This window comes from Sphingobium sp. TomTYG75, assembly GCF_054771635.1.
The window spans coordinates 2,481,574-2,506,995 of sequence record NZ_BSRE01000001.1; the positions used below are offsets into that span (position 1 = coordinate 2,481,574).

A 25,422-nucleotide genomic window follows, 5' to 3' on the forward strand; every position below is an offset into this window, starting at 1 on the left:
ATAGCGTCGTGCCTTGAGGCGGCAAATTCCCACGCGATCAAGTTGATCAGACGCCGCAAAGAGGGGCTTCGTCAGGCGAGGCCGACTTCCTTCAGCGGGACCGAGGAATCGGCCAGCTGCGCCTGATCAAGCAGTGCGCCGGAAAGGACGTGGGCGCGGCCCTGCACATAGTCCTTCACTGCATTGACGCAATCGAGCGCGATGAGCTTTCCGGCCTTCAGATATAGGACTGAGAAGCTGCGGGTTGCCGGATCGCCGCGCAGGATGGTGTGGTCATGTCCGATCGAAAGGCCCACGGTCTGGAGCTTCAGATCATATTGGTTGGACCAGAACCAGGGCACGGCGTCATAGGCTTCTTCCTTGCCCATGATGTGAGCGATGGCCGTTTTTGCCTGATCATTGGCGTTCTGCACTGACTCAAGGCGCAGCTGGGCGCCGCGCGCGAAGCGGTTGGCGTGGGATGCGCAGTCGCCGACAGCATAGATGTTGGGCAGGCTGGTGCGGCAATATTCATCGACATCGACGCCATTGCCGCCAACAGCGCCCGCTGCGATCAGCGGGCCGGTTTCGGGGATGATGCCGATGCCGACGATCACCATGTCGGTTTCGATCCGCTCGCCATCCTGCATCAGCACGGCGGTCGCCTTGCCGTTCTGCACCTCGATGCAGTCCATCTTGGCACCGGTGCGCAGATCGACGCCATGGGCGCGATGTTCAGCTTCGTAGAAGCGGGAGAGTTCTTCCCCGGCGACGCGGGCGAGGACGCGATCGAGCGCTTCGAGCAGCACGACCTTCTTGCCGAACTTCGTCAGGACGGCGGCAGCTTCCAGCCCGATATAGCCGCCGCCGATCACGACGACATGGTTGATCTGGTCCATCTTCGCCATCATGGCGTCGACATCGTCGCGGCGGCGGACGGCATGGACGTTGGGCGCGTCGGCGCCGTCGCAGGTCAGCATGCGCGGGCTGCCGCCCGTGCACCAGATGAGCTTGCCGTAGGAGATATGCTCGTTGCCGACGGTGACGGTCTGGCTTTCCGGATCGACAGCCTTCACCCGGTGGCCGAGCAGCATGTCGATCTTGCGCTCTTCCCAGAAGGCGGCGGGGCGGATGAGGATGCGATCGAAGACCTTGTCGCCCGCGAAATATTCCTTCGACAGCGGCGGGCGCTCATAGGGCGGGTATTTTTCGTCACCGATCATGGCGACGGACCCTTCAAAGCCGAGTTGACGAAGCGAAATGGCCGCCTGCGCGCCTGCATGACCCGCGCCTACGATCAGAACGTCATAATGGCTCATCGGCCAGCATCCCCTCAGTCCAAGTTGCTGCCGTCCTTGGCGCGCTTTCCCCGGACTGACAAGGGGTAGGGGGACTTTTGAAGTTAGCGGGGCAAAATATAAAATAGCGGATGGCCGCCTGTCCCCCATGGCGCTGCCATCCCTGACTGTGGCATAGGCGCTCGCCAAAGTTGGGGGTTTTCTGCCTTATGGCTGACAAGGATTTGCCGGTTAGCGGGGGGAGCCATGCAGCGCATGGTCCGCTACACGGCCTCGCGCTCGGCGCGTTGGGGGTGGTGTTTGGGGACATCGGGACCTCTCCACTCTATGCGCTGAAGGAAAGCTTTGTCGGCCACCATCCGCTGACGGTTGACCCGGCCCATATCTATGGCGTGCTGTCGTTGATCTTCTGGACCATGACCATGGTCGTCACGGTCAAATATGTGTTCATCATCCTGCGAGCCGACAATAATGGCGAGGGCGGCAGCATGGCGCTGCTGGCGCTGATCGGGCGGCGGATGGGCGAGACGCGCTGGACGCCGACGGTCGCGGCGCTGGGCGTGCTTGCCACCGCGCTCTTTTATGGCGATGCGATCATCACGCCGGCGGTCTCTGTCCTCTCGGCGGTAGAGGGGCTGACGGTGGTGCAGGCGGGGCTGACGCCGTTGGTGCTGCCGATCGCGATCGTGATCCTGATCGCCCTGTTCGTGATCCAGAGCATCGGCACGGCGCGAGTCGGTGCGCTGTTCGGGCCGATCATGGTGGTCTATTTCCTGGCGCTCGCAATTCTGGGCGTCACCAATATATGGCGGCACCCGGAGATCTTCGCCATCGTCAATCCATGGTGGGCGCTGCGCTTCTTCCTGATCGACCCTAAACTGGCGTTTCTGGCTTTGGGATCGGTGGTGCTGGCGGTGACGGGGGCGGAGGCGCTTTATGCCGATATGGGGCATTTCGGGCGCAAGGCGATCAGCATCGCGTGGCTTTACGCGGCGCTGCCGTGCCTGATGCTCAATTATCTGGGGCAGGGGGCGTTGCTGCTCGATGAGCCAGCGGCGGCGCAAAATCCGTTCTTCCTGCTTGCCCCCGAATGGGCGAGGCTACCGCTGGTGATCCTAGCGACCTTGGCGACGGTGATCGCGAGCCAGGCGGTCATATCCGGTGCCTTTTCCGTGACGCGGCAGGCGGTGCAGCTGGGTTTCCTCCCGCGCCTGCGCATCCTGCATACCAGCGCATCGGCGGCGGGGCAGATATATATGCCGCTGATCAACTGGACGCTGCTAGTGCTGGTCATCATGCTGGTGCTGGGCTTTGGCAGTTCGAGCAATTTGGCGGCGGCCTATGGCATTGCGGTCACTGGCACGATGGTCATCACCACCTGCATGATGGGGGCGTTGATGTTCAGCGTCTGGCGCTGGAACCCGTTCGTCGCGGGCATGGTGACGGGCCTGTTCCTGATCATCGATGGCGCATATTTTCTGTCGAACGCGACGAAGATTCCGGATGGCGGATGGTTCCCGCTGCTGGTCGCGGCCATAGCTTTCCTGGTGCTGACGACCTGGGCTTCTGGGCGACGGATCATGCGTAACCGTCTGCGCGAAGATGCGATGGACCTCGACTTGTTCATCAAGTCGGCCGGAGCCTCGTTGAAGCGAGTGCCGGGCACGGCGATCTTCCTGTCCTCAACGACGGAGGGCGTTCCTCCGGCCCTGCTCCACAACGTCAAGCACAACCGCATCCTGCATGAGCGCAACATCATCCTGACCGTGCGCGCGGAGGAAGTCCCGCATTTGCCCTATGAAGGCCGTACCAGCGTCGAAGATCATGGCGCGGGTTTCTATCGCCTGATGCTGCGTCATGGTTTCATGGAAAATGTCGATGTGCCCGCCGCGATGAAGGCGGTACGCGACTGCGGCGGGCCGATTGGCGTTGCCGACACCAGCTATTTCCTCAGCCGGGAGACGTTGGTGCCGTCATCCCGGCCCGGCATGGCCATCTGGCGCGAGCGGCTGTTCGCCTGGATGGTGCGTAATGCGGAAAGCCCGATGGCGTTTTTCAAGCTGCCGACCAATCGGGTGGTGGAACTGGGATCGCAGCTGGAAATCTGATCTAGCGATCACGCCGATTGCCGATGGCGGGCAAGCCATCGGCTGGCGGGGCATCAGTTAGCCGATCTCTTTCTGACGAGCGATGAGCACGCTGATCGGCGAATTGCGGACGATCGCGGCGGCGTTGGAGCCCAGCACGCGGGATGAGAGCGACGGTTGATGTGATCCGATAATGATGAGGTCGGCGCCCACCCGCTGCGCTTCATCCAGAACTTCATCGCGCACTCGGCCGCGATGGGATGCGAAAGTGGCATGGGTCAGGCCGAACTCGGCTTTCCATTCGTCGACTTGTCGCTGGGCCTCTGTGATCTCCTGCGTGTCGAAGTCGACGGTGATTGCGCCTTCATAATTCACTGGCAGAAAGTATCGCACATAAAGGATATGCACTTTCGCGCCGCCTGCGGAAAGCGCTGCTGCTGCTTCCAGCGCGGACTTTGCGTGATCAGGATCATGGATGTCGATAGCGACCAATATAGATGAAAAAGCCATGGTCTCTCCTTTCTTGACCATGACTTCTATCAGGAGGGGCGAGCCGAAAGGTGTAGCGTCTGTAACAAAGAGTTTCAGCCGAGATGACAGCGCGCAGATGTCCCGGCGCCGGACGCCAAAGAGCGTGAGGATGGCGCGATTGGTGCGAATCTGAAGGATTGCCGGAGGTAGGTCCCTCTTTTGTTAACCGCAAAATGTAAAGCCACACTTGACATGAGTGTGTAAAGCGCTACTTTCCATCTATGGAGATCGAGAGCATCAGCCACAAAGCTCTGCGGCGGTTTGTTGAGACAGGCAAAGCCAAAGGACTACCTGGCGATCTGGTCGATCGGCTGTTCAAGATGGTCAACTTCATCATTGATGCCGACACGCTGGACGAACTTTCAACACCTCCAAATTACGGGCTTCACCCCTTGACCGGCGACCGTGCCGGGACATGGGCGATGACCGTGACTAGAAACTGGCGCCTGACCTTTTCGCTTGATGAGCAGGGCGCCGTCGTAGATCTGGACCTGGAGGATTATCACTGATGGCTATCAAGATTCATCCGTCGTTCGCGGTCCATGCGGGCGAATGGCTCAAGACCGAGATTGTCGAGGCGCATGGTGTTTCGATCAACGATCTGGCCGAAGCGTTCGGCGTCAGTCGGCAGTCGATCAGTTCGCTTCTGAACGGGCGGGCGGCCCTTTCGGCTGATATGGCGATCCGCTTCGAGCATGCCTTTGGTGTGAAGGCGGAGACGCTGATGCGGATGCAGGCGCGCTACGAGTTGGGCAAGGCGCGCGAGCATGAAGCCGATCTGGCCGTGCGGAGCCTGATCGCTGCGTGAAATAGCGTCCGCGTCATGTTGCATCCATGCTGCATGAAGGCGCCGTAACCTAACGAATTTGACGAAATTCTGCGGATTTCACGGGACACTGTGAACATCAAAAAAGGCCGTGCTTACGGCCGGCCCGAAGGCAAAAATCAAGGATATCCAGGCTTTCCGATGGTAGCGGAGGAGGGACTTGAACCCCCGACACGCGGATTATGATTCCGCTGCTCTAACCAGCTGAGCTACTCCGCCCCATGGGCTGCGCCGGGCAGTCGCCCTGCGGTGCGCGCGCTATAGGCAGAGCGACTTGTGGGGTCAACGGGGTTTGGCGACGGCTGTGCAAATTCTCTTCAGGGAAGGTCACCGGACGTCGTGCGCGGGGAAATCTTGGGCGGCGGCCTTTTTGCGCTTGCAATCGTTCTGTCACGTTGCACTAATGTTGCAATGCACAACCGGGCTCTGCCCGAGGGAGGATCGACGCTTTGCCCTTCCACGAAATGTTTGAGCCGGATGGTTCGATACGGCCTTGCTATGCCGAAGTGCAGAATTGGGTGGATCGGACGGGCATCGCCGGGCTCAACCGCAGGTTGGATGAAGCGGAAGCGATCTTCAGACGTATCGGCATTACCTTTGCGGTCTATGGTGAGGGCGGCGATCCGGAGCGATTGATCCCGTTCGATCTGTTGCCGCGTATCTTCACCGCGCAGGAATGGCGCGTGCTGGACCGGGGCATCCGGCAGCGGGCGCGGGCGTTGAACGCGTTTCTGCACGACGTCTATCATCGGGGCGAGATCGTGAAGGCGGGGATCATGCCTGCCGACATCATCTACCAGAACAGCGCCTATCTTGCCGAGATGGCGGACTTCACCCCGCCGGGGAAGGTGTACAGCCATATCGTCGGAATCGACATTGTCCGCACCGGGCCTGCGCGGTTCGAGGTGCTGGAGGATAATTGCCGCACGCCGTCGGGCGTTTCCTACATGCTGGAAAATCGCGAGATCATGACGCGCATGTTCCCCGAACTGTTCGCGCAGGGGTTGGTGGCGCCGGTCGATGATTATCCCGCTGAACTGCTCAAGAGCCTGAAGGAAGTCGCGCCGCCCGCGTGCAAGGGTGATCCTGTGGTCGTGCTGCTGACGCCGGGATCGCTCAACAGCGCCTATTATGAACATAGCTTCCTGGCCGATCTTATGGGCGTGGAGCTGGTGGAGCCCGCGGACCTGTTCGTCGATGAGGATCGGGTGTGGATGAAGACGACGCTTGGCCCCAGGCAGGTCGATGTCATCTATCGCCGGATCGATGACGAATATCTTGATCCGCTGGTGTTCCGGCCCGATAGCCTGCTGGGCATTCCCGGCATCTTCAACGTGTATCGTAATGGCGGGGTGACGCTGGCTTCGGCGCCGGGCGCGGGGATCGCGGATGACAAGGCGGTCTATATCTACGTTCCGGAAATGATCCGATTTTACCTGGGTGAACAGCCGATCCTGGGCAATATCCAGACATGGCAGTGCGGGAAGCCGGACGAATGCGCCTATGTGCTGGAACATCTGCACGAACTGGTGGCGAAGGAGGTTCATGGGTCGGGCGGCTATGGGATGCTGATCGGCCCCAAGTCCACCAGTGCGGAAATCGCCGCTTATGCGGAGCGCATCAAGGCTAATCCGGGCGAGTTCATCGCGCAGCCGACGCTAGACCTTTCGACGGTGCCTACCCTTGGCCCGGCTTCGGTGGTCGGGCGGCACGCGGATTTCCGGCCCTATTGTCTGGTGGGCAAGCAGATCAGGCTGGTGCCGGGCGGGCTGACTCGGGTTGCGCTGACCGAAGGGTCGTTGGTGGTGAACTCCAGTCAGGGGGGTGGGGTGAAGGACACATGGGTGTTGCAGGATTGACGGAGGTGCGCGTCCCTTTTCTTCATCGTCATCCCAGCGAAAGCTGGGATCTCTTGAGGCTGCGTGGTGCCGGTGGGCCTGAGATCCCAGCTTTCGCTGGGATGACGGGGAGGAGGTGGGTGCGCCCATGCTGAGCCGGACTGCCGAGAATCTTTACTGGATGGCGCGTTATATGGAGCGGGCGGAGGCTACGGCTCGTTTGCTTACCATGGGACAGCGCATGGCGATCCTGCCGGGGGCGCACCATCGCGACGAATGGCGGTCGGTCGTGCGGGCAGCCGGGGTCGATGGCCTATTTCCCGAAGGCATACAGGTGGCCGAGAGGGACGCCATATCCTATCTGATGCTGGACCTTGATAATTCCAGTTCCATCCGGTCCTGCCTGCTGAAGGCGCGCGCCAATGCCAAGTCGGCGCGCACCATGCTGACCCAGGACATGTGGGAGGCGCTGAACGAAGGGTGGCGCAAGCTGGACAGCTATGATGTGGGTGAAGCGCGGCAGCAGCTTCCGGCGCTGATCGATTGGGTCAAGACGCGGGTCATGACGTTCCGGGGTGCGGCGCATTCCGGGCAGTTGCGCAATGAAGGGCATGACTTCCTGCGGGCCGGGTCGGCGCTGGAGCGGGCGCAGATGACGTTGCGGCTGTTGGACGTTAAATATTATGTATTGCTGCCAGAAACCGAGGTGATCGGGGGCAACCGCGATCATTATCAGTGGACGTCGGTGCTCTACGCTCTGTCTGGAGCACGGGCCTATCATCATGTCTATGGCGGCACTTATACGCCCTGGCAGATCACCGATTTCCTGATGCTGAACCGGCTTTTCCCGCGCAGTGTGGCCTATTGCTATGAACAGCTTGCCTATCGGCTCAATCGGCTGGCGGGTTGGCACAATGGGCGGGGCACGTGCCATGAGACGGTGCGGCAAATGGTGAACGATCTGGAACAGTTGGACAGCGGAGAGATTTTCCGCGTCGGTCTGCATGAAACCGTGTTGGGCGGATTGAAGATGACCAACCAATTGGGCGCGGAGATCGCCCAAACCTATCATTTCGGATGAAGGAGCGCGGTACGCCTTGAAACTGCTGGTCCGCCACCAGACGACTTATCGTTATGCCGCGACGGCAGGCCGGGTGGCGATGCGCCTGAAGCTGATGCCGATCGACACGGCCTCGCAAAGGGTGCTGGAATGGCGGGTCAGTGTGAATGGTGAGCCGGTTGAAGGTTTCCGCCGCAACAGCTTTGGCGAGATGGAGGCTGTCTGGATACGGCATGACCGGCTGGACAATGCGGTGGTCGTTGCCGAAGGGTTGGCAGAGACGAACGAAACGAGCGGCGTTCTGGGCCATGGAAACGGTGGGGTGCCTTCGCTCTATTTTCTGCGGGAAACGCAGCTGACCCGGACTTCCGACGCCATTCGGGACATGGCGCTTTCCCTGCCGGATGATGGGGGGACGCTTGCGCGGTTGCATGCCTTGTCGGCGGCGGTCAGCGACGCTGTGGCTTATCGGGGTGGAGTGACGTCTTCGGATACCACGGCGGCGGAGGCCTTCGCGTTGGGGGCGGGAGTTTGTCAGGACCATGCGCAGATATTCATTGCGGGCGCGCGCGCCCTCGGCATCCCGGCGCGATATGTGACGGGATACCTGCTGGCTGAGGGGGGCATTGCCCTGCATGAAACCCACGCCTGGGTTGAGGCGTGTGTGCCGGATCTGGGCTGGGTCGGGTTCGATCCATCAAACCGGGTCTGTGTGACGGAACGCTATCTGCGGCTGGCGTCGGGCCTGGATGCCAATGCGGCGGCGCCCATCCGGGGGTCCGTGACGGTGGCGGGCGATATCTGGATTGACGCGGACGTCCGGATCGCGCAGGCGGAGGACGGGGTGGAAGAAAGGCAGCTGCAACGGCAGCAACAACAAAGCCTTCAGCCTGCCATCCCGCAGGGTTGAACGGATATAGGAGCCCGATGGGCGATGACCTATTGTGTGGCGGTGCGCGTGGACCAGGGATTGGTCATGCTGTCGGACACTCGCACCAATGCGGGGATGGACAATATCGCCCGCTTTCGGAAAAGCTTTACCTATAGCGTGCCGGGCGAACGGTCGCTGGTGCTCATGTGTTCGGGCAACCTGTCCATCACGCAGGGCGTCAAGACGATGCTGGGCCGCGCGATCAAGGATTCGCAGGTCGATCCGGACGTTGAAAGCATCCTGAATTGCGCGACGATGCACCGCGCGGCGCAACTGGTGGGGGATGCGATGTGCGAGATGCAGCAGCATTATCGCAGCACCATCGAGATGCAGGGATCGGGTGCGGACGCGTCGATCCTGCTCGCGGGGGAACGGCGGGGGGGCAAGCCGCGCCTCTACCTTATCTATTCGGCGGGCAACTTCATCGAGGCGACGGAGGACACGCCGTTCTTCCAGATCGGCGAGCATAAATATGGCAAGCCGATCCTGGACCGGATCATCAAGCGCGAGACAAGTCTGGAGGACGCGACAAAGGCGGTGCTGGTGTCGATGGATTCGACGTTGCGATCGAACCTGTCGGTCGGCATGCCGCTGGACCTGACCGTGATCGAGCGCGGCCAGTTCGATTTCCGTGTCCGCACCCGTATCGAGGCCGATAACGAGGAATTTCAGCTGCTTTCGCTCAGTTGGTCGGCGGCGCTGCGCAAGGGGTTTGAGGACCTGCCTAACGTCATTGACTGACGGTTGGAGTGGCAGGGGGAGGCGGAGCTTGCCCGCGCCCAAGCAATTCCATGCGATAGTCAGGCTTGCGCGCCCGGCGCCGCTGCCTATTTCATCCCGACAAACGAATCCAAAGAGCTGGGGAATTTGATGACCGCTACCCATTCCACTCGCATGCTGATCCTCGGTTCGGGGCCGGCCGGGCTTTCGGCCGCCATTTATGGCGCGCGCGCGGGGCTGGCTCCCATCGTGGTGCAGGGCATGCAGCCGGGCGGGCAGCTGACCATCACGACCGACGTCGAGAATTATCCTGGCTTTCGCGACGTGATCCAGGGGCCGTGGTTGATGGAGCAGATGCAGGCGCAGGCCGAGCATGTCGGCGCGCAGATGATGTATGATCAGATCGTCGATGTCGATTTGTCGGAGCGGCCCTTTCGCCTGACGGGCGATAGCGGGACGCGCTATTTTGCCGACTCTCTGGTGATCGCGACGGGCGCGCAGGCGAAATGGCTGGGTACGGAAGGCGAGCAGCTGTTGCAGGGCAAGGGCGTTTCCGCCTGTGCAACCTGCGATGGCTTTTTCTATCGTGGCAAGAAGGTGGTGGTGATCGGTGGGGGTAACACCGCTGTCGAGGAGGCGCTGTACCTTACCAATCACAGCCATGACGTCACGCTGATCCACCGGCGCGATTCGCTGCGGGCGGAGAAAATCTTGCAGCAGCGGCTGTTTGCGCATCCGAACATCAAGGTGCTTTGGAACCAGAAGATTGAGCGGTTCGTGGGTGGCGGCAATCCGGAAGGGCTGGTCGGCGTCGATCTGGTCGATACGGTCACGGGCAAGGCTTCGCATATCGAAACGGATGGGGCTTTCGTGGCGATCGGGCATCAGCCTGCGACCGAGCTGTTCGTGGACAAGCTGCCGATGGATGAAGGTTATCTGGTCGTGGAGCCGGGTACGACGCATACGGCCATACCGGGCGTGTTCGCGGCTGGCGACGTCAGCGACAAGATTTATCGGCAGGCGGTGACGGCGGCGGGCATGGGCTGCATGGCGGCGCTGGACGTGGAGAAGTTCCTGGCCGAGGCGGACTTCGAGGCGATGGCGGCTGAGTGAGCGGGGCAGAGGCGAGGCGCGCTGCGTGCCTCGCCTGGTTAGTGAACGGGAGCTTACTACTCTCCGTTCGCCCTGAGCTTGTCGAAGGGCTCTCCTCGTCCTTCAAGGAAAGAAGAAGGCTTCGACAGGCTCAGCCCGAACGGGGATTAGGTGTCTGATAGACTGGGGAAGCGCTCAGGCCTCTATCTTCGTCCGCGCGAAGGCAACCAGCGTGCCGAAGGTCTCGAAGGTTTCGCCGTCGATGTCATCATCCTCGATCAGGATGTCGAGCCGATCTTCCATCTCCGTCAGCAGCGTGGCAACGGCCATGGAGTCCAGTTCAGGCAGAGCGCCGAACAGGGGCGTCTCGGCGTCGAAGGCATCGACGCGTTCCTGCGACAGGGCCAGCACATCGCGAAGCAGATCGCGCATCGCGTTTGACATGTCGCTTGTCCGGTCGACCGGCATAGAGGTTTTCGCCCGCATGATGGGGGGCTTACCTAATCGTTCCGCCTTCAGCCCACAAGGGCGGAAATCGCGGTTCGCGCGGCGGGAATCCATGTCGAGGCAAATCGCGGATTGAAGAAGTCGAGACGGTAGAGCGTCTGGCGCTGTTCCATCCATTCCGCCTTGTAGGGATTGTCGCCGGTGCCATAGTCGATCACGCTGACCCTGTCGGTATCTATGGCGTGGGCGAACATCGCGTGGCTGAGCAATGTGCCCGGAGAAGCGCCGTCGAAGGCGCGATCATGCGCCAGCTTGTGGATGAGGGCGACGTCATTTTCGACGGTCCAAAGCTGGGTCGCCACTGGCTGGCCGTTGAGGCGCGCGAAGCCGAGCCGTAGGGTTCCGGCGGCACCCTCACGTTCGGCCAGGGCGCGCAGGAAGGAGAGGCCGGGCTCGGGCTGCTTCCAACTGCTCGCATGTACCGTCACATAGTCGTGCCACAGCGCGTCATCGACCTGATCGCGAATCTCGATGGTGAAACGGCTGGATCGGGCCTTGCGCTGGACCTGATTGCGCAGGCGGCTTGGCCGATTCGCCCAATAAGCGGCGAAGTCGCGGCCGTGCAGGGCGAGCATATGGCGTCCACCCATGGGCCGGCGTACGCCGAACCAGCCGCTACGCCGGAAGGCATCGAGGAGCATTTCCGCCGTATCGCCGACCGGATAAAAGTCGATGTGGCGGCCGGTCTTGAACAGTTCGGCGGCGAGTATCTCTGCCAGACGGCGGCGCATTGGTTCATCAGGATCGCCGAGATATATCGGCGACCAGGCGAAGCTGTACCAGTTGGCAAGCGCGCTCTGCCGCTCGGGAGAGGGCGATAGCAGGAATAGCCATGCCTCGACCTGTCCCTCGATCGCCTGAAGGACGCGGATGGGCTGATGCGCGAAGCAATGTTCGTGCAGCGATTCGAACCAGTCGATGCGGTCGAACAAGCAAGCCGTCGCGGCGCGATCCATCCGTCCGCCCAGCGCCTGCCGGGCATCTGCGATCGTACTGTATTCCCTTGTGACCAGCAAACCATTATCTCCCCGGCACTGTCCCAATGCCTTAGGTGAAAAGTCTGGAAATGGAGTTAAGCAGCGCCGCCCTGATCGATGGCGAGGAAATTCGCCCGATCGACCACCTGTTGTTGCGGGGTGAGGCGGCGCGTCCGGCGCTGGATGGCCGTTCGGGATTGCAGGATTATGCCGAACTGGAGACGACGCTTGGTCGGTTGGCGGGGTGGCTGGCGGGATTCGGGCTGGAAAAGGGCGCGCGGGTTGCAAGTTGGATTGCCAAGGGGCCGGTCGCTGCGCTGATGCCATTGGCGGCCCCACGCGCGGGGCTGGTGCATGTGCCGGTCAATCCGCTGCTGAAGCATGCGCAGGTTGCGCATATCCTTGCCGACAGCGGCGCGCGGTTGTTGATTGGTACTCCGGCGCGGCTTGATACTTTGGAGCAGGGTGATGTTCCGGGTGACTGCCGTTTGTTGCGGGAGGAGGATGCGGCGGCGGCCGCGAGTGGTGGGGATGGAATGCCGCCCTCCGAGGCCGGGCCGCATGATCTGGCGGCGATCCTCTATACCAGCGGTTCGACCGGGCGGCCCAAGGGGGTGATGTTAAGCCACGCCAATCTGTGGCTCGGCGCGGCGAGTGTGGCTCGTTATCTGGGCCTCAATGCCGAGGACAGGACCTTGTGCGTGCTGCCCTTCAGTTTCGATTATGGGCAGAATCAGTTGTTTTCGACTTGGTATGCGGGCGGGTGCGTCTATCCGCTCGACTATCTGACGGCGCGTGACGTCATGAAGTCAGTGGACAAGCGTGACATCACGACCTTGGCCGGGGTGCCGCCGCTTTGGGTGCAGTTGACCGAGCTCGAGTGGAAGCCGGAAGTGGCGGGGAAGCTAAAGCGTTTGACGAATAGTGGAGGCGCGCTCACCCGGCCTTTGGTGGCTAAATTGCGCGACCTTTTTCCCGAGGCCGACCTTTATCCCATGTATGGGCTGACCGAGGCTTTTCGATCGACCTATCTGCCGCCAGCCTTGGTGGACAGCTATCCAGACTCGATGGGGTCGGCGATACCGCATGCGGAGATACTGGTTGTGCGGTCTGATGGCAGCCTGACGGACGATGATGAAGCGGGTGAGCTGGTTCATTGCGGGCCGCTGGTGGCGCAAGGCTATTGGCGGGATGAGGCGCGCACGGCAGAGCGGTTCAAGCCTGCGCCGTCATCCTCTCGCTATGGCGGCATGGCGGTTTGGTCAGGGGATAGCGTGCGGCGGGATGGGCAGGGGCTGCTCTATTTCGTTGGGCGCGATGACGCGATGATCAAATCCTCGGGCAATCGCATCAGTCCGACCGAGATTGAGGAGGCGGCGGTCGCGGTGCCTGGGGTGGCGGAGGCCGTCGCGCTGGGGATTAAGGATGAACGGCTGGGGCAGGCGGTGTTGCTGCTCATCCGATCTGGCGACGCTGAGGCTGAGGCGACGGTCGAGGCGAGGTTGAAGACCGAATTGCCGAACTTCATGCAGCCGCGGACGATCATCAGGCTGGTGGATTTTCCCCGGACGCCTAATGGCAAGATCGACCGAGTGGCACTGGCCAAGGAATATGACAGATGAAGCCGATGGGACCTGTTCCGCCCTTTTTCGAGGGTGAGGAAGGCATGTTGCTGATCGGCGGATGCGGCGCGGCGAGTCTGGTGGATGAGGCGGGGGATACGCCGCTGTTCGTCTATGACATGGGGATTGTTGAGCGGCAGGTGCGCGATTTGCGGGAGGCTATGCCGCCGCAATTGTCGATCCATTATGCGGTGAAGGCGAACCCTTATCCGGCGCTGCTGGAACGCATGGCGCGGCTGGTTGACGGCTTTGACGTGGCTTCGGGCGGGGAAATGGCGCGAGCGCTGGAAGCCGGGATGGATGCCGCGCATATGAGCTTTGCCGGGCCGGGCAAGCGTGATGACGAACTCGCCGCCGCGATCGACGCTGGCGTGACGCTGAACCTGGAGTCGGAGGGTGAAGCGCGGCGTGCGCTTGCCATTGCCGAGAAGCGGGGGCGGACGCCCCGGCTGGCGGTGCGGGTCAATCCGGATTTTGACCTGAAAGGGTCGGGCATGCGGATGGGCGGCGGGGCTAAGCCCTTTGGCGTCGATGCGGATCGGGCGGCGGGGCTTGCACGGTCACTGATCGATGGGGGAGCCGATTGGCGCGGCTGGCATATCTTTGCCGGATCGCAGGCGCTGGATGCGGAGGCGCTGATCGACACGCAGGCGGCAACAGTGGGATTGGCGGCGCGGCTTTCCGACGCCGTGGGAGCCACACCGCCGCTCGTCAATCTGGGTGGGGGATTTGGTATTCCCTATTTTCCTGGCGATCAGCGGTTGGAAATTGCGCCGATCGGGGAAGCGCTGGGCCAGACGCTCCATGCGCGTCCTGACATATTGGCGGAGAGCGAGTTTGCGATGGAGCTTGGCCGCTGGCTGGTGGGGGAGGCTGGCGTCTATCTGACCCGTGTGGTCGATGTGAAGCAGAGCCAGGGCGAGACGTTCGTCGTGGTAGATGGTGGATTGCACCATCAACTGGCGGCGAGCGGCAATTTCGGAACGGTGGTGCGGCGCAACTATCCGATGGCGGTGGCGAACCGTTATGGCGCGCCGCCTGCGGAGGAGGCCGTCACGGTCGTAGGGTGTCTTTGCACGCCGATCGACAAGCTGGGCGACAAGGTTGCTTTGCCGCCGGTGGTGGAAGGGGACCTGATCGCGATCTTCGCGGCGGGGGCCTATGGCGCTTCGGCTAGTCCCGCCGCCTTTTTGGGGCACCCGCCCGCGCTCGAACTATTACTTGGCTGATATACCAATAGTTTGACGCCTAACCGTATCTTTACCCTTTAGCGGCAAGAAGAGGCCCAAAGCCCATCGCTTTGCGGCCGCTTCACCTGTCTGGCGGCCGTGCTGGCGTGCGGCCGCATGATGAGGTGAAGATATGCGTTTCCTGTCGGTTTCCCGGGCTCTGATCGGCGCATCGTTGCCTGCTTTGGCGCTGTCGGGCTGCGCTTCGGGAGGCGGTGGCCCCCAGTTGCCCTCTGCGTCCTTTGTGGCGCAGCAGGAAGGGCCGGGCGAGGAATATGTGATCGGGCCGCTCGATGACCTGACCGTATTCGTATGGCGCAACCCGGAATTGGGTGCGAAGGTTCAGGTGCGGCCGGACGGGCGGATTACCACGCCGCTGATCGCCGACATGCCGGCCGTGGGCAAGACGCCTAAGCAGCTGGCCGACGACATGAAGGTGGCGCTCACCAAATATATTGAAAATCCGCTGGTGTCGGTGATCGTCAACAATTTCTCGGGCACTTTCAGCCAGCAGGTGCGGATTGTCGGCGCGACCGAAAAGCCTGCCTCCATTCCTTATCGCGCTAACATGACGCTGCTTGACGCCATGATCTCCGTCGGGGGGCTGAGCGAATATGCGGCGGGCAACCGGGCGCGGCTCGTTCGCTTCAACAAGGAAGAGGGCAAGCAGCAGGAATTCAACGTCCGTATCGGCGACCTGCTGAAGCGCGGCGACAGCAAGGCGAATGTCATGCTGGCCCCGGGCGATGTCATCATCATTCCGGAAAGCATGTTCTGATATGGCCGGTCTTTACGACGAACTGCTGATCGCCCTTCACGGCATATGGACCCGGCGCTGGCTGGCGCTGGCCGTGGCGTGGGGCGTGTGCATGCTGGGGTGGCTGGGTGTCGCTCTGGTGCCCAACAGCTATGAAAGCAAGGCGCGGGTTTATGTGAACACGCAGTCGCTGTTGCAGGACAAGGTCGGCATTACGCAGGTCCAATCGCAGCAGGACCTTGATCGCGTGCGCCAGACGCTGGCCAGCACCGCGAATCTGGAGCGTGTGGTCAAGGAAACCGACCTTAACCAGACGATCAGCGGCCCGCGCGACATGGCGGCCAGGATCACGGCGCTGCGTGAAGGCATCACCGTGATGGCGCAGGCTGACCCCAGCATGATCGACATCAGCGCCAAGTCGGCGGACTCCAGCCTTTCGGACGGAGCCAATGCGCGGATCGCCCAGCAGGCGGTGCAGAAGCTGATCGAGATTTTCCAGGAAACGAACCTGTCCTCCGACCGTGTCGAGACGAAGCAGAGCCTTGCTTTCCTTGACCAGCAGATCGCGGCGCGCGGTCGTCAATTGGCCGCCGCAGAGCAACGTCGTGTCGAGTTCGAGCAGCGCTATGCCGGGATGCTGCCGGGCGCGGGCTCCATCGGTCAGCGCATGGACGCGGCGCGGATGGAGATCAACAATATCGAATCGCAGCTGGTGCAGGCGTCGAGCGCGCTGAGCGCCATGAACGGCCAGCTTGCCGGAACACCGCAGGTGTTGCCGGGTGTTGGCGCGTCGGGTGGTCCTTCCGCACTGGCGCAGGCGCAGGCGGACCTTGCCGGGATGCGCGCGCGGGGCTGGACCGCCGACCATCCCGATGTGATTGCAGCCCAACGGCAGGTCGATGCGCTGCGCCGTCAGGGCGGCGGTGGTGGCGGGGCGAGCGGTTCGCCCAATCCGGCTTACCTGTCGATCAAGTCGATGCAGGCGGAACGGGCGGCCACAGTTCAGGCGCTACAGACGCGCAAGGCGCAGCTTCAGGCTGACTTGAACGCTATGTCATCGCGCCAGACTGACGAGCCGGGCCTCGCCGCCGAGCAGGAGAAGCTCGACCGCGACTATGAGGTGCTGAAGACGCAATATGACAAGCTGCTCGCTGATCGCGAGGATGTGCGCCTGCGCGGCGATGTGAAGACCGAAACGGGTTCCGTCCAGTTCCGCGTGATCAATCCGCCGAGCGCGCCCACCGCGCCGTCCGCGCCCAACCGGCCGCTGTTGCTGCTGGGCGTGCTGATCGTCGGGATCGGCGCGGGCGTGGGTAGCGCCTTTGCCATGGGGCAGCTCAAGGGCAGCTTCCCGACGGCGGCACGGCTGGAGCGGGCGGTTGGATTGCCGGTCATCGGTTCCATTACGCAGACGGTTAGCGCCGCGCAGAGGGCGGTCGAGAAGCAGCGGTTGAAATGGTTCGCCGGTGCGAGCGGGGGGCTGGCGGCGCTGTGTGTGCTGCTGATCCTCGTCGAATTCATCCAGCGTGGCATGGCCTGAGGAGCGGCAAGATGAACAAGCATAGCTCCCTTTCCAAAGGTTCGCTGATCGAGCGGGCGACAGAAATCTATGATTTCAGCGCGGCCTTGCAGGGGCGTGCCGCTCCTGCGGTTGAGGTGCCTGCTGGCGAGCCTCTGCCTTCGGTGGTGGAAATCGCTCGGCCGGTGGCGGCGGAGACGGGATATCGCGCGCCTGACTGGCGTGGGCCGGTGCAGAGTATCGATCGGGTCGCTCTGGCCGAAAATGGTTGGCTGTCGCCCGATAGTCCGGCGACGGGGATCAGCGAGGAGTTTCGGCTGCTGAAGCGCGATCTGCTGGCGCAGCTTGGTGATGATCCGCGCGGCAATCGCGTGCTTGTCTGCTCAGCGCATAGCGGGGAGGGCAAGAGCTTCTGCGCGATCAATCTGGCGCTGAGTTTGGCGGCGGAGAAGGATCGGGAGATATTGCTGGTCGATGCTGACTTCGGCAAGCCGGGCATTCCCGAGGCGCTGGGGCTGACGAGCGGGCCGGGGCTGATGGACGCCATCGCCGATCCGTCGGTCGCGATCGAGGATTGTGTGATCCGGACGGACATTCCGTCCTTTGCCGTCCTGCCTGCGGGGCAGCGCAGCAACAACGATACCGAATATCTGGCTTCGGCGCGGACGGAAACGTTGCTTCGCCGCCTGACCGAGGGACGGCCGGATCGGGTCATCCTGTTTGATTCGCCGCCTCTTCTTGCCGCTTCGGCGGGCGCCGTGCTGGCGAGCCATGCCGCCATCGCGTTGCTGGTGGTGCGCGCCGATCAGACCAGCGAAAGCGCGCTCCGTGACGCGGCGGGGATGCTGAAGGCGGCTGGGCAAGTGCAGTTGTTGCTGAACGGCGTCACCTTCTCGGCCAGCGGCCGCCGCTTTGGCAGCTATTATGGCAAGGGGAGCGACGACGCATGATGCTGCGTACTTCCCTGGGGTTGCTGGGCGCGCTAGCGCTCGCCGCTTCGCCCGCCATGGCGCAGGAGCGAAAGGTCGAAGTCACGCCCTATCTGGGCGTCGATCAAACTGTGCTCGTGCCGCTGAAAGGCGGTGGCGATGTCCTGACCTATACCAATGTGACGGCGGGATTGACGGCGCAGTTGCAGACGCGCCGTGTCGAGGCGGTCGCTGACATTCAATATAATCACAGCTTTGGCTGGGGGCGTGAGGCCAGCGATCAGGATGTGATCAGCGGTATCGTGTCGGGCCAGTATCTGGTGTCGCATGGGCTGACGCTCAATGCGGGCGCGCTTGCGACGCGCATACGCACCGATGGCCTGTCGGGTGCGGCGACGCTGAACGATAGCCAGACGAGCCAGGTTTATGCCGGTTATGTGGGGCCGTCCTATGCCTCATCCTTCGGCGACATCGACGTCACTGCCTCTTATCGGCTCGGCTATGCGCGGGTGGATGAGGATGTGAATGCTGATTTTGCCGGAGCGCCTAATGTCGGCTCATTCGCCGATTCCGTTTCGCATAGCCTGGCCGGTTCGGTCGGCGTGGCGCCGGGTGTCTGGCTGCCGCTCGGCATCGTGGCGAGCGCTGGCTATGACCGGGAAGATGCGAGCGAGCTTGATCAGCGGTTCGAGGATGCGTGGGGCCGCGTGGATGCGACGCTGCCGGTGTCGCCGACCGTCGCCCTTGCCGGCGGTGTAGGCTATGAACGGATCAAGATCAGCCAGCGTTCGCCTGAGCTTGACGGGAGCGGCGTGCCGGTCGTTCGCAACGGCCGTTATGTCACTGACGACAGTTCGCCGCGTGCGCTGATCTATGATTTCGATGACATCATCTGGGACGTTGGTGTGCTCTGGCGGCCCAACCGCCGCACCTCGCTGGAAGCGCGGGTCGGCGAACGCTATGGCGGCATGACTTACACGGGCAGCTTCGTATGGCAGGGTCGCGGCCAGTCCTTCGCGCTGGTGGTGTTCGACGGCATCGACAGCTTTGGGCGGATCATCACGTCCAATGTCGCGGCGGTTTCGGGCAGCAGCCTGAATGTCGTGCGCAACCCATTCACGGGCGATTTCACCGGTTGCGCCTTCTCGCAAAGCGGCGGGGGGCAGTGCTTCAACGACGCGCTGACCGGGGTTACGGATGCGAACTTCCGCTACCGGGGCGTTGCCGCCCAATATGCGGCGCAGCGGGGGCCTTGGGGCCTTGGCGTCGGCCTTGGCTATTCGCAGCGCAAGTTCGTGACGCCTTCGGGTCAGACGGTGTTCGTGCGCGGGACGCGGGATCAGAATTGGTATGGCACCGCCTCGCTCAGCTATGTGATCGACAGTCGGTCCAGTCTGGATAGCGCCGTCTACGCCAATTATTTCGATGCGAGCGGCGCGCGGCTCGATGTGCTGAACCTCGGCGCATTCACCAGCTACAACCGCCTCATCAACCGCAATCTTCAGGCATCCGCTTCGCTTGGGCTCGATAGTGCCAAGGCGGATGATCTGGATGCCGTCATCAACGCCATGGGCCAGGTCGGCCTGCGGTACAGCTTCTAATCGCGTCCGGAGACGAGAGATGTACGACCAGTTCTACGGATTTGAGGGCCGCCCTTTCCAGCTGACACCCGATCCGCATTTCTACTTCGAAAGTGCGACGCACAGGAAGGCGCTGTCCTATCTGGGCTACGGCCTGGCACAGGGTGAAGGCTTCATCGTCATCACCGGCGACATCGGGGCTGGCAAGACGACGCTGGTCGGGCACCTGATGGCGACGATCGATCCGGCGCGGCTGACCGCCGTCAAGATCGTGTCGACGCAGGTGGGCGGTGACGACATGTTGCGCCTCACCGCGCAGAGCTTTGGCCTGCCGACCGACGACATGCCCAAGGCGCAGATTTTGCGGCAGATCGAGGCGTTCCTGCATGGGCAGGCGCGGGCGGGGCGGCGGTCGCTGCTGATCGTTGATGAGGCGCAGAATCTTTCGGTCTCGGCGATCGAAGAGCTGCGTATGCTTTCCAACTTCCAGCTGGGCGGGCAGTCGCTGTTGCAGATATTCCTGCTGGGCCAGCCGGAATTTCGCGATCTGCTGAAGTCCGCGCAGTTGGAGCAGTTGCGGCAGCGCGTGATCGCGACCCATCATCTCGATCCGATGCAGCCGGACGAGATCGAACCCTATATCCTGCATCGCCTGTCGATCGTCGGGTGGAATGGCGATCCGCAGTTCACGCCGGAGGCGTTCGCGGCGATCTATGCCGCGACCGGCGGCGTGCCGCGCCGGGTCAATGTGCTGGCCAGCCGCGTGCTGCTGCTCGGCGCGCTCGATCAGCTGTCGGAGATCGATGCGGCGGCTGTTCAGGCGGTGATCGAGGATATGGGCGCGGACAGCGATGTTGCCGTGCAGCCGATGCCGTCATCCGTGTTGGATCGCGCGGAGGAGGCGCCTGCTGCGGCTCCGGTTGCGGCGCAGGCGGAACCTGCGCGCGAGACGTTGCGCGCAGAACTCAATGCGCTGCGGTCGCGTCAGCCCGAGCCATCGCCCGCTCTGATGGACGAGATCGCCACGCTGCGCGCGGAGGTCGACTCGCTGCGGATCGAACAGGTCGCCATCCAGGCAGTGGACCCCGAGGCGCTGAAGGACTGTTTCACTTTGATCGAGGAACGGCTCTCCTCGCTCGAGTTCCGCGTGGGCGAACAGGATACCGCGCTGCGCCGGGTGCTGACGTTGCTGGTGGACTGGGTGGAGCGTGAACAGCGGATGGGCGACGCGCCGCGCAGCGCTGCTGCCTGACGCTTCATCATGGTGCTGAATGCCCTGTCGGTCGATGTGGAGGACTGGTTTCATGTCGGCGCTTTTGAGCGCACGATCAGCCGGTCTTCGTGGGACGGACTGACGCATCGGGTGGAGCGCAATACGGATGCGGTGCTGGCTCTCTTTGCCGAGGCGGGGGTCAGCGCGACATTCTTTACGCTGGGATGGGTTGCGGAGCGTTATCCTGCGCTCATGCGGCGGATTGCCGGGGCGGGGCATGAGGTGGCGAGCCATGGCTATGACCATGCGCGGGTCTTCACGCTGAGCCCGGAGGTGTTTCGCACGGATTTGCGGCGGGCGCGTGCCTTGCTGGAGGATGCCAGCGGGCAGCGTGTAATTGGCTATCGCGCGCCGAGTTTTTCGATCGATCATCGGACGCCTTGGGCGCACGCCATATTGGCGGAGGAGGGCTATCGCTATTCCAGCAGCGTCGCGCCGATCCGGCATGACCATTATGGCTGGCCTGAATCGCCGCGTTTTGCCTGGCGGCCGGTGACGGGGAGTGATTTGCTGGAGCTGCCGGTGACGACGGCCGAGTTTGGCGGGCGGAGGCTGGCAGCTGGCGGTGGAGGGTTTTTCCGCTTGCTACCCTATGGCTTTTCCCGCTGGGCTATACGGCAAGTGAATGGGCGGGAGAAGCAGCCCGCCATCATCTATTTCCATCCCTGGGAGATTGATCCGGATCAGCCACGGGTGGCGGGAGCACCGCTTCGATCGCGCCTGCGCCATTACAGCAATCTGTCCGTCATGGCGAACAAGCTGCGGCGGCTGACGCGGGATTTTTCCTGGACACGGGTGGATGCGCTGGTCGCTCGTGAGGCGGAGTTGGCGGCATGAGGCCCGATTGCGGAGCAGGTGTCGGCGTGGTCACGCTCGACCTGGATGATCCGGCGCAGGTGGCTGCGGCAGATGCTTTTGTGAAGAGCAGCGTGGACGGAACGCCTTTCCATCGGCCTGCCTGGATCAAAGCGATTGAGCGTGGCACTGGCAATCGCGCGCATATGCTGGCTGCTGTCGCTTCGTCGGGGCAGATTGCAGGCATTTTGCCGCTTACCCATATGAAGAGCCGATTATTTGGTCAGGCCCTGGTTTCGTCCGGCTTTGCCGTCGATGGCGGGATACTGGCTAATGACCATGCCGTTATCGCGGCTCTTGCCGGTGCAGCGCAGCGGGTTGCTGGGGATATCGGCGTGTCTTCTGTCGAACTGAGAGGTGGCGAGCTGCCGGGTGAGGGCTGGACGCTTCATCAGGACAGCCATCTTGGCTTTGTCCGGCCGATTGCGGCGGATGATGAGGCGGAGTTGCTCGCGGTCCCGCGTAAGCACCGGGCCGAACTGCGGAAGGCGCTCGCCAATCCCGCGCTAAGGGTGGAGGTTGGGCGGGACGAGCGGTTCCTGCGCGCGCATTATGATGTTTATGCGCAGAGCGTCCGCAATCTGGGGACGCCGGTTTTTCCGAGGCGCCTGTTTCGCGAAGTGCTGGCGGCGTTCGGCGAGGATGCCGACATATTGATTGTCTATGAGGGCGACCGGCCGGTTTCGGGGGTGCTGACGCTCTACCATCAGGGGCGGGTCATGCCTTTTTGGGGCGGGGGTGTCGCGGATGCGCGGCGGCTGCGTTCCAACGAGCTCATGTATTACCGGCTGATGGGCCATGGCCGGACGCGCGGCATGCGCCTGTTCGACTTCGGCCGGTCCAAGACGGGAAGCGGGCAGGCCGTGTGGAAGAAGAGCTTCGGCTTTGATCCAGTGCCGCTGGCCTATCATAGCTGGTCGGCGACGGGCGAGCGGCGCGACATCAATCCCAACAGCGCGCAATATCAGCGCCGCGTGGAGATGTGGAAGAAGCTGCCGCTGCCGATCGCCAACCTGATCGGGCCGCTGATTTCGCGGGGGCTGGGATGACGGGCGAGATAGTTTTCCTCTGCCACCGCATCCCCTTCCCACCCGATCGGGGCGACAAGATTCGTTCCTATCACATATTGAAGCGGCTGGCGGAGATAGCGCCCCTGCATGTCGGCTGCTTTGCGGATGATGATCGCGATCTGAGCTTCGCATCGGCCATGGCGGAGATGACGGCGAGCCAGTGCGTGCTGAAGCGCAACCGTTCGCATGTGGTAGCGGGTCTCGCTGGGCTGGCGAAGCGGCAGCCGATGCTGGTGTCCCTCTTTGATGATCCGCGCATGCATCAATGGGTGCGGAAGATTTTGGCGGAGCGTCCGATCGCGGCGGTGATGGGCTATTCGGTGCAGATGGCGCATTTCGTGCCCGACCTTGCCGATGGCGTTCGCTTCGTCATGGATTTCGTCGATTTCGATTCGGCCAAATATGCGAGCTATGGGGTGGCAGGCGGTGGTCCTATGGGGTGGATCAACCGGCGCGAAGGGCGGGTTCTGCTCGATTTTGAGCGTGCCACTGCCGAGCGCGCCGACGTCAGCGCTTTCGTTAGTGAGACCGAGGCCGCGCTGTTCCGGCAGGCTGCGGGCCTGAACGCCGCGCGGGTCATCGGCATGGATAATGGTGTGGCGCTGGATTATTTCGATCCGGCGGCCGAATTTGATGGGGTTGCGCGGCCGGCAGGTCCGCTCGTCGTGTTCACCGGACAGATGGACTATCGGCCCAATGTCGAGGCGGTGGAAAGCTTTGCGCGCGATAGCTTGCCAGCCTTGCGAGCCAGACATCCCGAGGCATGTTTTGCCATTGTCGGGCGTAATCCTTCGCCGCAGGTTAGTGCGCTGTCGCAGTTGCCCGGCGTCGTTGTGACTGGCGCGGTGCCGGATGTTCGCGGCTGGCTGGCGGCGGCGGATATTGTGGTTGCGCCGCTTCGGATCGCTCGCGGCATACAGAATAAGGTGCTGGAGGCGATGGCCATGGCGCGGCCCATAGTCGCGTCGCCGCAGGCGGCCGAAGGCATCGATGCGCAGGATGGAGCGCATTTCCTCATCGCGACTGATCCTGTCGAAGAGGTCGAGAAAATATGCGCGCTGCTGGCCGATCCTGATCGGGCGCGGCGTCTGGGCGAGGCTGCCCGCTCGCGAGTGGAGCAACGCTATCGCTGGTCGGAAACGCTTAAGGGCTTGCCGGATATGCTGTTCGGTCCTGTGTCCGCTTTAGGCAGCCGGGCCGCATGACTGACAGGACTCTGCCTTTGTCTCGAGCGCGCAGCGTTGGCGTGGAAGGCTGGCGCGGGCATCTCGCCGCGCTTGGTGTTCTGGCGTTCCTGATCCTGACGCTGTTCCATCGCGATGCGGCGGGAATGGTATCGATATGGTGGAACGCGTCCACTTTTGGCCACTGCCTCTTCATCCCGTTCCTGATCGCGTGGCTGGTGCAGCAGAGACTTCCCGGTTTGCGCCAACTTGAGCCTGTCGCATGGGCACCCGGATTGATCTGGATGGCGCTGGGCGCGTTCGCCTGGCTGTTGGGAGCGGCGGCGGGTGTCGCTGTGTTCCGCCACGCCGCGATCATCCTGATGTTGCAGGGTTGCGTCGTCACGTTGCTCGGGCCTGCCGTGGCGAGGGCGCTGCTGTTCCCGCTCTTCTACGCCTTCTTCATGGTGCCGGTGGGGGAGGAACTGGTCGCGCCGCTGCAATTGATCACGGCGCGGCTGTGCATGGTTTTTCTCGATATTGCGAGCGTTCCGGCGCATCTGGACGGCATCTTCATAACGACACCCACCGGCTATTTCCGCGTGGCCGAGGCGTGTTCGGGCGCGAAGTTCGTGATTGCGATGACGGCCTATGGCGCGCTGGTCTGCAATGTCTGCTTTTCAAGCTGGCCGCGTCGCATCCTATTCATGGCCGGTGCGCTGATATTGGCGGTTCTGGCCAATGGATTGCGTGCGTTCGGGACGATATGGATCGCGCATCTGACCAATATCGAGGCCGCTGTCGGCTTTGACCATGTCATGTATGGATGGGTCTTTTTCGCTATCATCATGGCGGTGGTGATGGCCGCAGCCTGGCCTTTTTTCGACCGACGGCCTGGTGATCCATGGTTTGATCCCACCCGGCTTGGGAGTCTCGCTCGTGGTCGCCTCCCGCTTCTTGTCGCAGTTGGTGCAGCGAGCGTGTTGGTGCTTGCCGCGCCCGTCTGGCTGATCGTGAGCGCGGCGGCGAGCAAGCCGCTGCCCGGCGCGCCGACTCTCCCGGCGGTCAAGGGCTGGGCACCGACTTCCGCGCAGCCCCCATACCCGTGGAGGCCGCGATTCGATGGCGCGGATTATCTTGTCCTCGGGCGCTACCGAAACGCGAGGGGAGATGTCGTCGATCTCGCCATCGCCAGCTTTGACCGACAGGATGAGGGGCGTGAGCTTGTGGGCTTTGCTCAGGGCGCTGCCAATCCCGACCAGCGCTGGTCATGGTCCTCGCCTGCTCCCGCTCCTGCGTACGGGCTGGGCGAGCAGATGACCGCCCCCGGCCCGGTGGTCCGCCATGCCGTCAGCTTCTACAAGGTGGGCGACGGCCCCGTCACCGGCAGCGCGCCGCGCGTGAAGGTCGACACGATGCTGGCCCGGCTGCTCGGCCGCGACCAGCGCGCCGCCGCGATCATCGTCTCGGCGGAAGAGGGGCAGGAGAAGCCCGCCGACGCCGCCATCGCGCTGTTCCTGCAAGATATTGGCGATGTGAAGGATTTGGCTGACCGCAGCCTCGGCATCCGCTAAAGCCC

General features: G+C 62.7%; 23 protein-coding genes and 1 tRNA gene. 19 read left to right on the top strand and 5 right to left on the bottom strand.

What is annotated here, in order from left to right:
* Positions 1–71 precede the first annotated feature (71 nt).
* Positions 72–1,298 (bottom strand): NAD(P)/FAD-dependent oxidoreductase, encoded by a 1,227-nt coding sequence (locus tag ACYU81_RS12570; protein ID WP_460987886.1) that lies wholly within the window; start codon positions 1,296–1,298, stop codon positions 72–74.
* 188 nt (positions 1,299–1,486) lie between these two features.
* Here ACYU81_RS12570 and ACYU81_RS12575 point away from each other — a divergent pair, with 188 nt between their 5' ends.
* The gene (locus tag ACYU81_RS12575) at positions 1,487–3,385 is read left to right on the top strand and encodes a potassium transporter Kup (protein WP_460987887.1); all 1,899 of its coding nucleotides are present in this window, start codon (positions 1,487–1,489) and stop codon (positions 3,383–3,385) included.
* Between the two features lie 57 nt (positions 3,386–3,442).
* On the opposite strand, the gene ACYU81_RS12580 is transcribed toward ACYU81_RS12575, so the two are convergent.
* A complete protein-coding gene (locus ACYU81_RS12580) occupies positions 3,443–3,874 on the bottom strand; it encodes a universal stress protein (RefSeq protein ID WP_460987888.1) in 432 nt (143 codons plus the stop codon).
* 242 nt (positions 3,875–4,116) lie between these two features.
* On the opposite strand from ACYU81_RS12580, the gene ACYU81_RS12585 reads away from it, so the two are divergent.
* Positions 4,117–4,404, top strand: a complete 288-nt coding sequence (locus tag ACYU81_RS12585) for a type II toxin-antitoxin system RelE/ParE family toxin (protein WP_449471955.1) — start codon at positions 4,117–4,119, stop codon at positions 4,402–4,404.
* Entirely contained in the window at positions 4,404–4,703 is a 300-nt protein-coding gene (locus ACYU81_RS12590) for a HigA family addiction module antitoxin (protein ID WP_460987889.1), read from the top strand. The genes ACYU81_RS12585 and ACYU81_RS12590 overlap by 1 nt, the downstream gene beginning before the upstream one ends.
* A gap of 160 nt (positions 4,704–4,863) precedes the next feature.
* On the opposite strand, the gene ACYU81_RS12595 is transcribed toward ACYU81_RS12590, so the two are convergent.
* A tRNA-Met gene (locus ACYU81_RS12595) sits at positions 4,864–4,940 on the bottom strand.
* Positions 4,941–5,170: 230 nt separating this feature from the next.
* Here ACYU81_RS12595 and ACYU81_RS12600 point away from each other — a divergent pair.
* The 5 genes from ACYU81_RS12600 (at position 5,171) to trxB (ending at position 10,383) form a co-directional block, all read left to right on the top strand.
* Positions 5,171–6,580, top strand: coding sequence for a circularly permuted type 2 ATP-grasp protein (locus tag ACYU81_RS12600; RefSeq protein ID WP_460987890.1), 1,410 nt, complete (start codon positions 5,171–5,173; stop codon positions 6,578–6,580).
* A gap of 127 nt (positions 6,581–6,707) precedes the next feature.
* Positions 6,708–7,640, top strand: coding sequence for an alpha-E domain-containing protein (locus ACYU81_RS12605; protein ID WP_449472041.1), 933 nt, complete (start codon positions 6,708–6,710; stop codon positions 7,638–7,640).
* Positions 7,641–7,656: 16 nt separating this feature from the next.
* Complete coding sequence (locus tag ACYU81_RS12610) at positions 7,657–8,529, top strand: transglutaminase family protein (RefSeq protein WP_460987891.1); 873 nt, start codon at positions 7,657–7,659, stop codon at positions 8,527–8,529.
* Between the two features lie 24 nt (positions 8,530–8,553).
* The gene (locus ACYU81_RS12615; RefSeq protein WP_460987892.1) at positions 8,554–9,291 is read left to right on the top strand and encodes a peptidase; all 738 of its coding nucleotides are present in this window, start codon (positions 8,554–8,556) and stop codon (positions 9,289–9,291) included.
* A 129-nt stretch (positions 9,292–9,420) separates the two neighbouring features.
* A complete protein-coding gene (gene trxB / locus ACYU81_RS12620; protein ID WP_460987894.1) occupies positions 9,421–10,383 on the top strand; it encodes a thioredoxin-disulfide reductase in 963 nt (320 codons plus the stop codon).
* A gap of 174 nt (positions 10,384–10,557) precedes the next feature.
* Here the strand turns inward: trxB and ACYU81_RS12625 are convergent, their stop codons facing one another.
* Together ACYU81_RS12625 and ACYU81_RS12630 are read right to left on the bottom strand one after the other, a co-directional pair.
* Positions 10,558–10,848 (bottom strand): phosphopantetheine-binding protein, encoded by a 291-nt coding sequence (locus ACYU81_RS12625; protein WP_460987895.1) that lies wholly within the window; start codon positions 10,846–10,848, stop codon positions 10,558–10,560.
* 29 nt (positions 10,849–10,877) lie between these two features.
* On the bottom strand, positions 10,878–11,885 hold the full coding sequence (locus ACYU81_RS12630) for a GNAT family N-acetyltransferase (RefSeq protein WP_460987896.1): 1,008 nt from the start codon (positions 11,883–11,885) through the stop codon (positions 10,878–10,880).
* 50 nt (positions 11,886–11,935) lie between these two features.
* On the opposite strand from ACYU81_RS12630, the gene ACYU81_RS12635 reads away from it, so the two are divergent.
* The 11 genes from ACYU81_RS12635 to xrtA all read left to right on the top strand — a co-directional run bounded on the left by ACYU81_RS12635 (position 11,936) and on the right by xrtA (position 25,417).
* On the top strand, positions 11,936–13,468 hold the full coding sequence (locus ACYU81_RS12635) for an acyl-CoA ligase (AMP-forming), exosortase A system-associated (protein ID WP_460987897.1): 1,533 nt from the start codon (positions 11,936–11,938) through the stop codon (positions 13,466–13,468).
* Complete coding sequence (locus ACYU81_RS12640) at positions 13,465–14,697, top strand: pyridoxal-dependent decarboxylase, exosortase A system-associated (protein WP_460987898.1); 1,233 nt, start codon at positions 13,465–13,467, stop codon at positions 14,695–14,697. The genes ACYU81_RS12635 and ACYU81_RS12640 overlap by 4 nt, the downstream gene beginning before the upstream one ends.
* A gap of 133 nt (positions 14,698–14,830) precedes the next feature.
* On the top strand, positions 14,831–15,475 hold the full coding sequence (locus ACYU81_RS12645) for an XrtA/PEP-CTERM system exopolysaccharide export protein (RefSeq protein WP_449472051.1): 645 nt from the start codon (positions 14,831–14,833) through the stop codon (positions 15,473–15,475).
* A gap of 1 nt (position 15,476) precedes the next feature.
* Complete coding sequence (locus ACYU81_RS12650) at positions 15,477–16,994, top strand: XrtA system polysaccharide chain length determinant (RefSeq protein ID WP_460987899.1); 1,518 nt, start codon at positions 15,477–15,479, stop codon at positions 16,992–16,994.
* An 11-nt stretch (positions 16,995–17,005) separates the two neighbouring features.
* Positions 17,006–17,923 carry a P-loop NTPase gene (locus ACYU81_RS12655; protein ID WP_460987900.1) on the top strand — a complete coding sequence of 306 codons (918 nt, stop codon included), beginning with the start codon at positions 17,006–17,008 and terminating at the stop codon, positions 17,921–17,923.
* Entirely contained in the window at positions 17,920–19,503 is a 1,584-nt protein-coding gene (locus ACYU81_RS12660) for a hypothetical protein (RefSeq protein WP_460987901.1), read from the top strand. Before ACYU81_RS12655 ends, ACYU81_RS12660 begins: the two co-directional genes overlap by 4 nt.
* A 19-nt stretch (positions 19,504–19,522) precedes the next feature.
* A complete protein-coding gene (locus ACYU81_RS12665; protein ID WP_460987903.1) occupies positions 19,523–20,734 on the top strand; it encodes an XrtA/PEP-CTERM system-associated ATPase in 1,212 nt (403 codons plus the stop codon).
* A 9-nt stretch (positions 20,735–20,743) separates the two neighbouring features.
* Complete coding sequence (locus ACYU81_RS12670; protein ID WP_460987904.1) at positions 20,744–21,592, top strand: XrtA system polysaccharide deacetylase; 849 nt, start codon at positions 20,744–20,746, stop codon at positions 21,590–21,592.
* Positions 21,589–22,659 carry a FemAB family XrtA/PEP-CTERM system-associated protein gene (locus ACYU81_RS12675; RefSeq protein ID WP_460987905.1) on the top strand — a complete coding sequence of 357 codons (1,071 nt, stop codon included), beginning with the start codon at positions 21,589–21,591 and terminating at the stop codon, positions 22,657–22,659. Before ACYU81_RS12670 ends, ACYU81_RS12675 begins: the two co-directional genes overlap by 4 nt.
* The gene (locus ACYU81_RS12680; protein WP_460987906.1) at positions 22,656–23,885 is read left to right on the top strand and encodes a TIGR03087 family PEP-CTERM/XrtA system glycosyltransferase; all 1,230 of its coding nucleotides are present in this window, start codon (positions 22,656–22,658) and stop codon (positions 23,883–23,885) included. The genes ACYU81_RS12675 and ACYU81_RS12680 overlap by 4 nt, the downstream gene beginning before the upstream one ends.
* Positions 23,882–25,417: an exosortase A gene (gene xrtA, locus ACYU81_RS12685; protein WP_460987907.1), complete on the top strand. Its 1,536-nt coding sequence runs from the start codon at positions 23,882–23,884 to the stop codon at positions 25,415–25,417. The genes ACYU81_RS12680 and xrtA overlap by 4 nt, the downstream gene beginning before the upstream one ends.
* Positions 25,418–25,422: the final 5 nt, after the last annotated feature.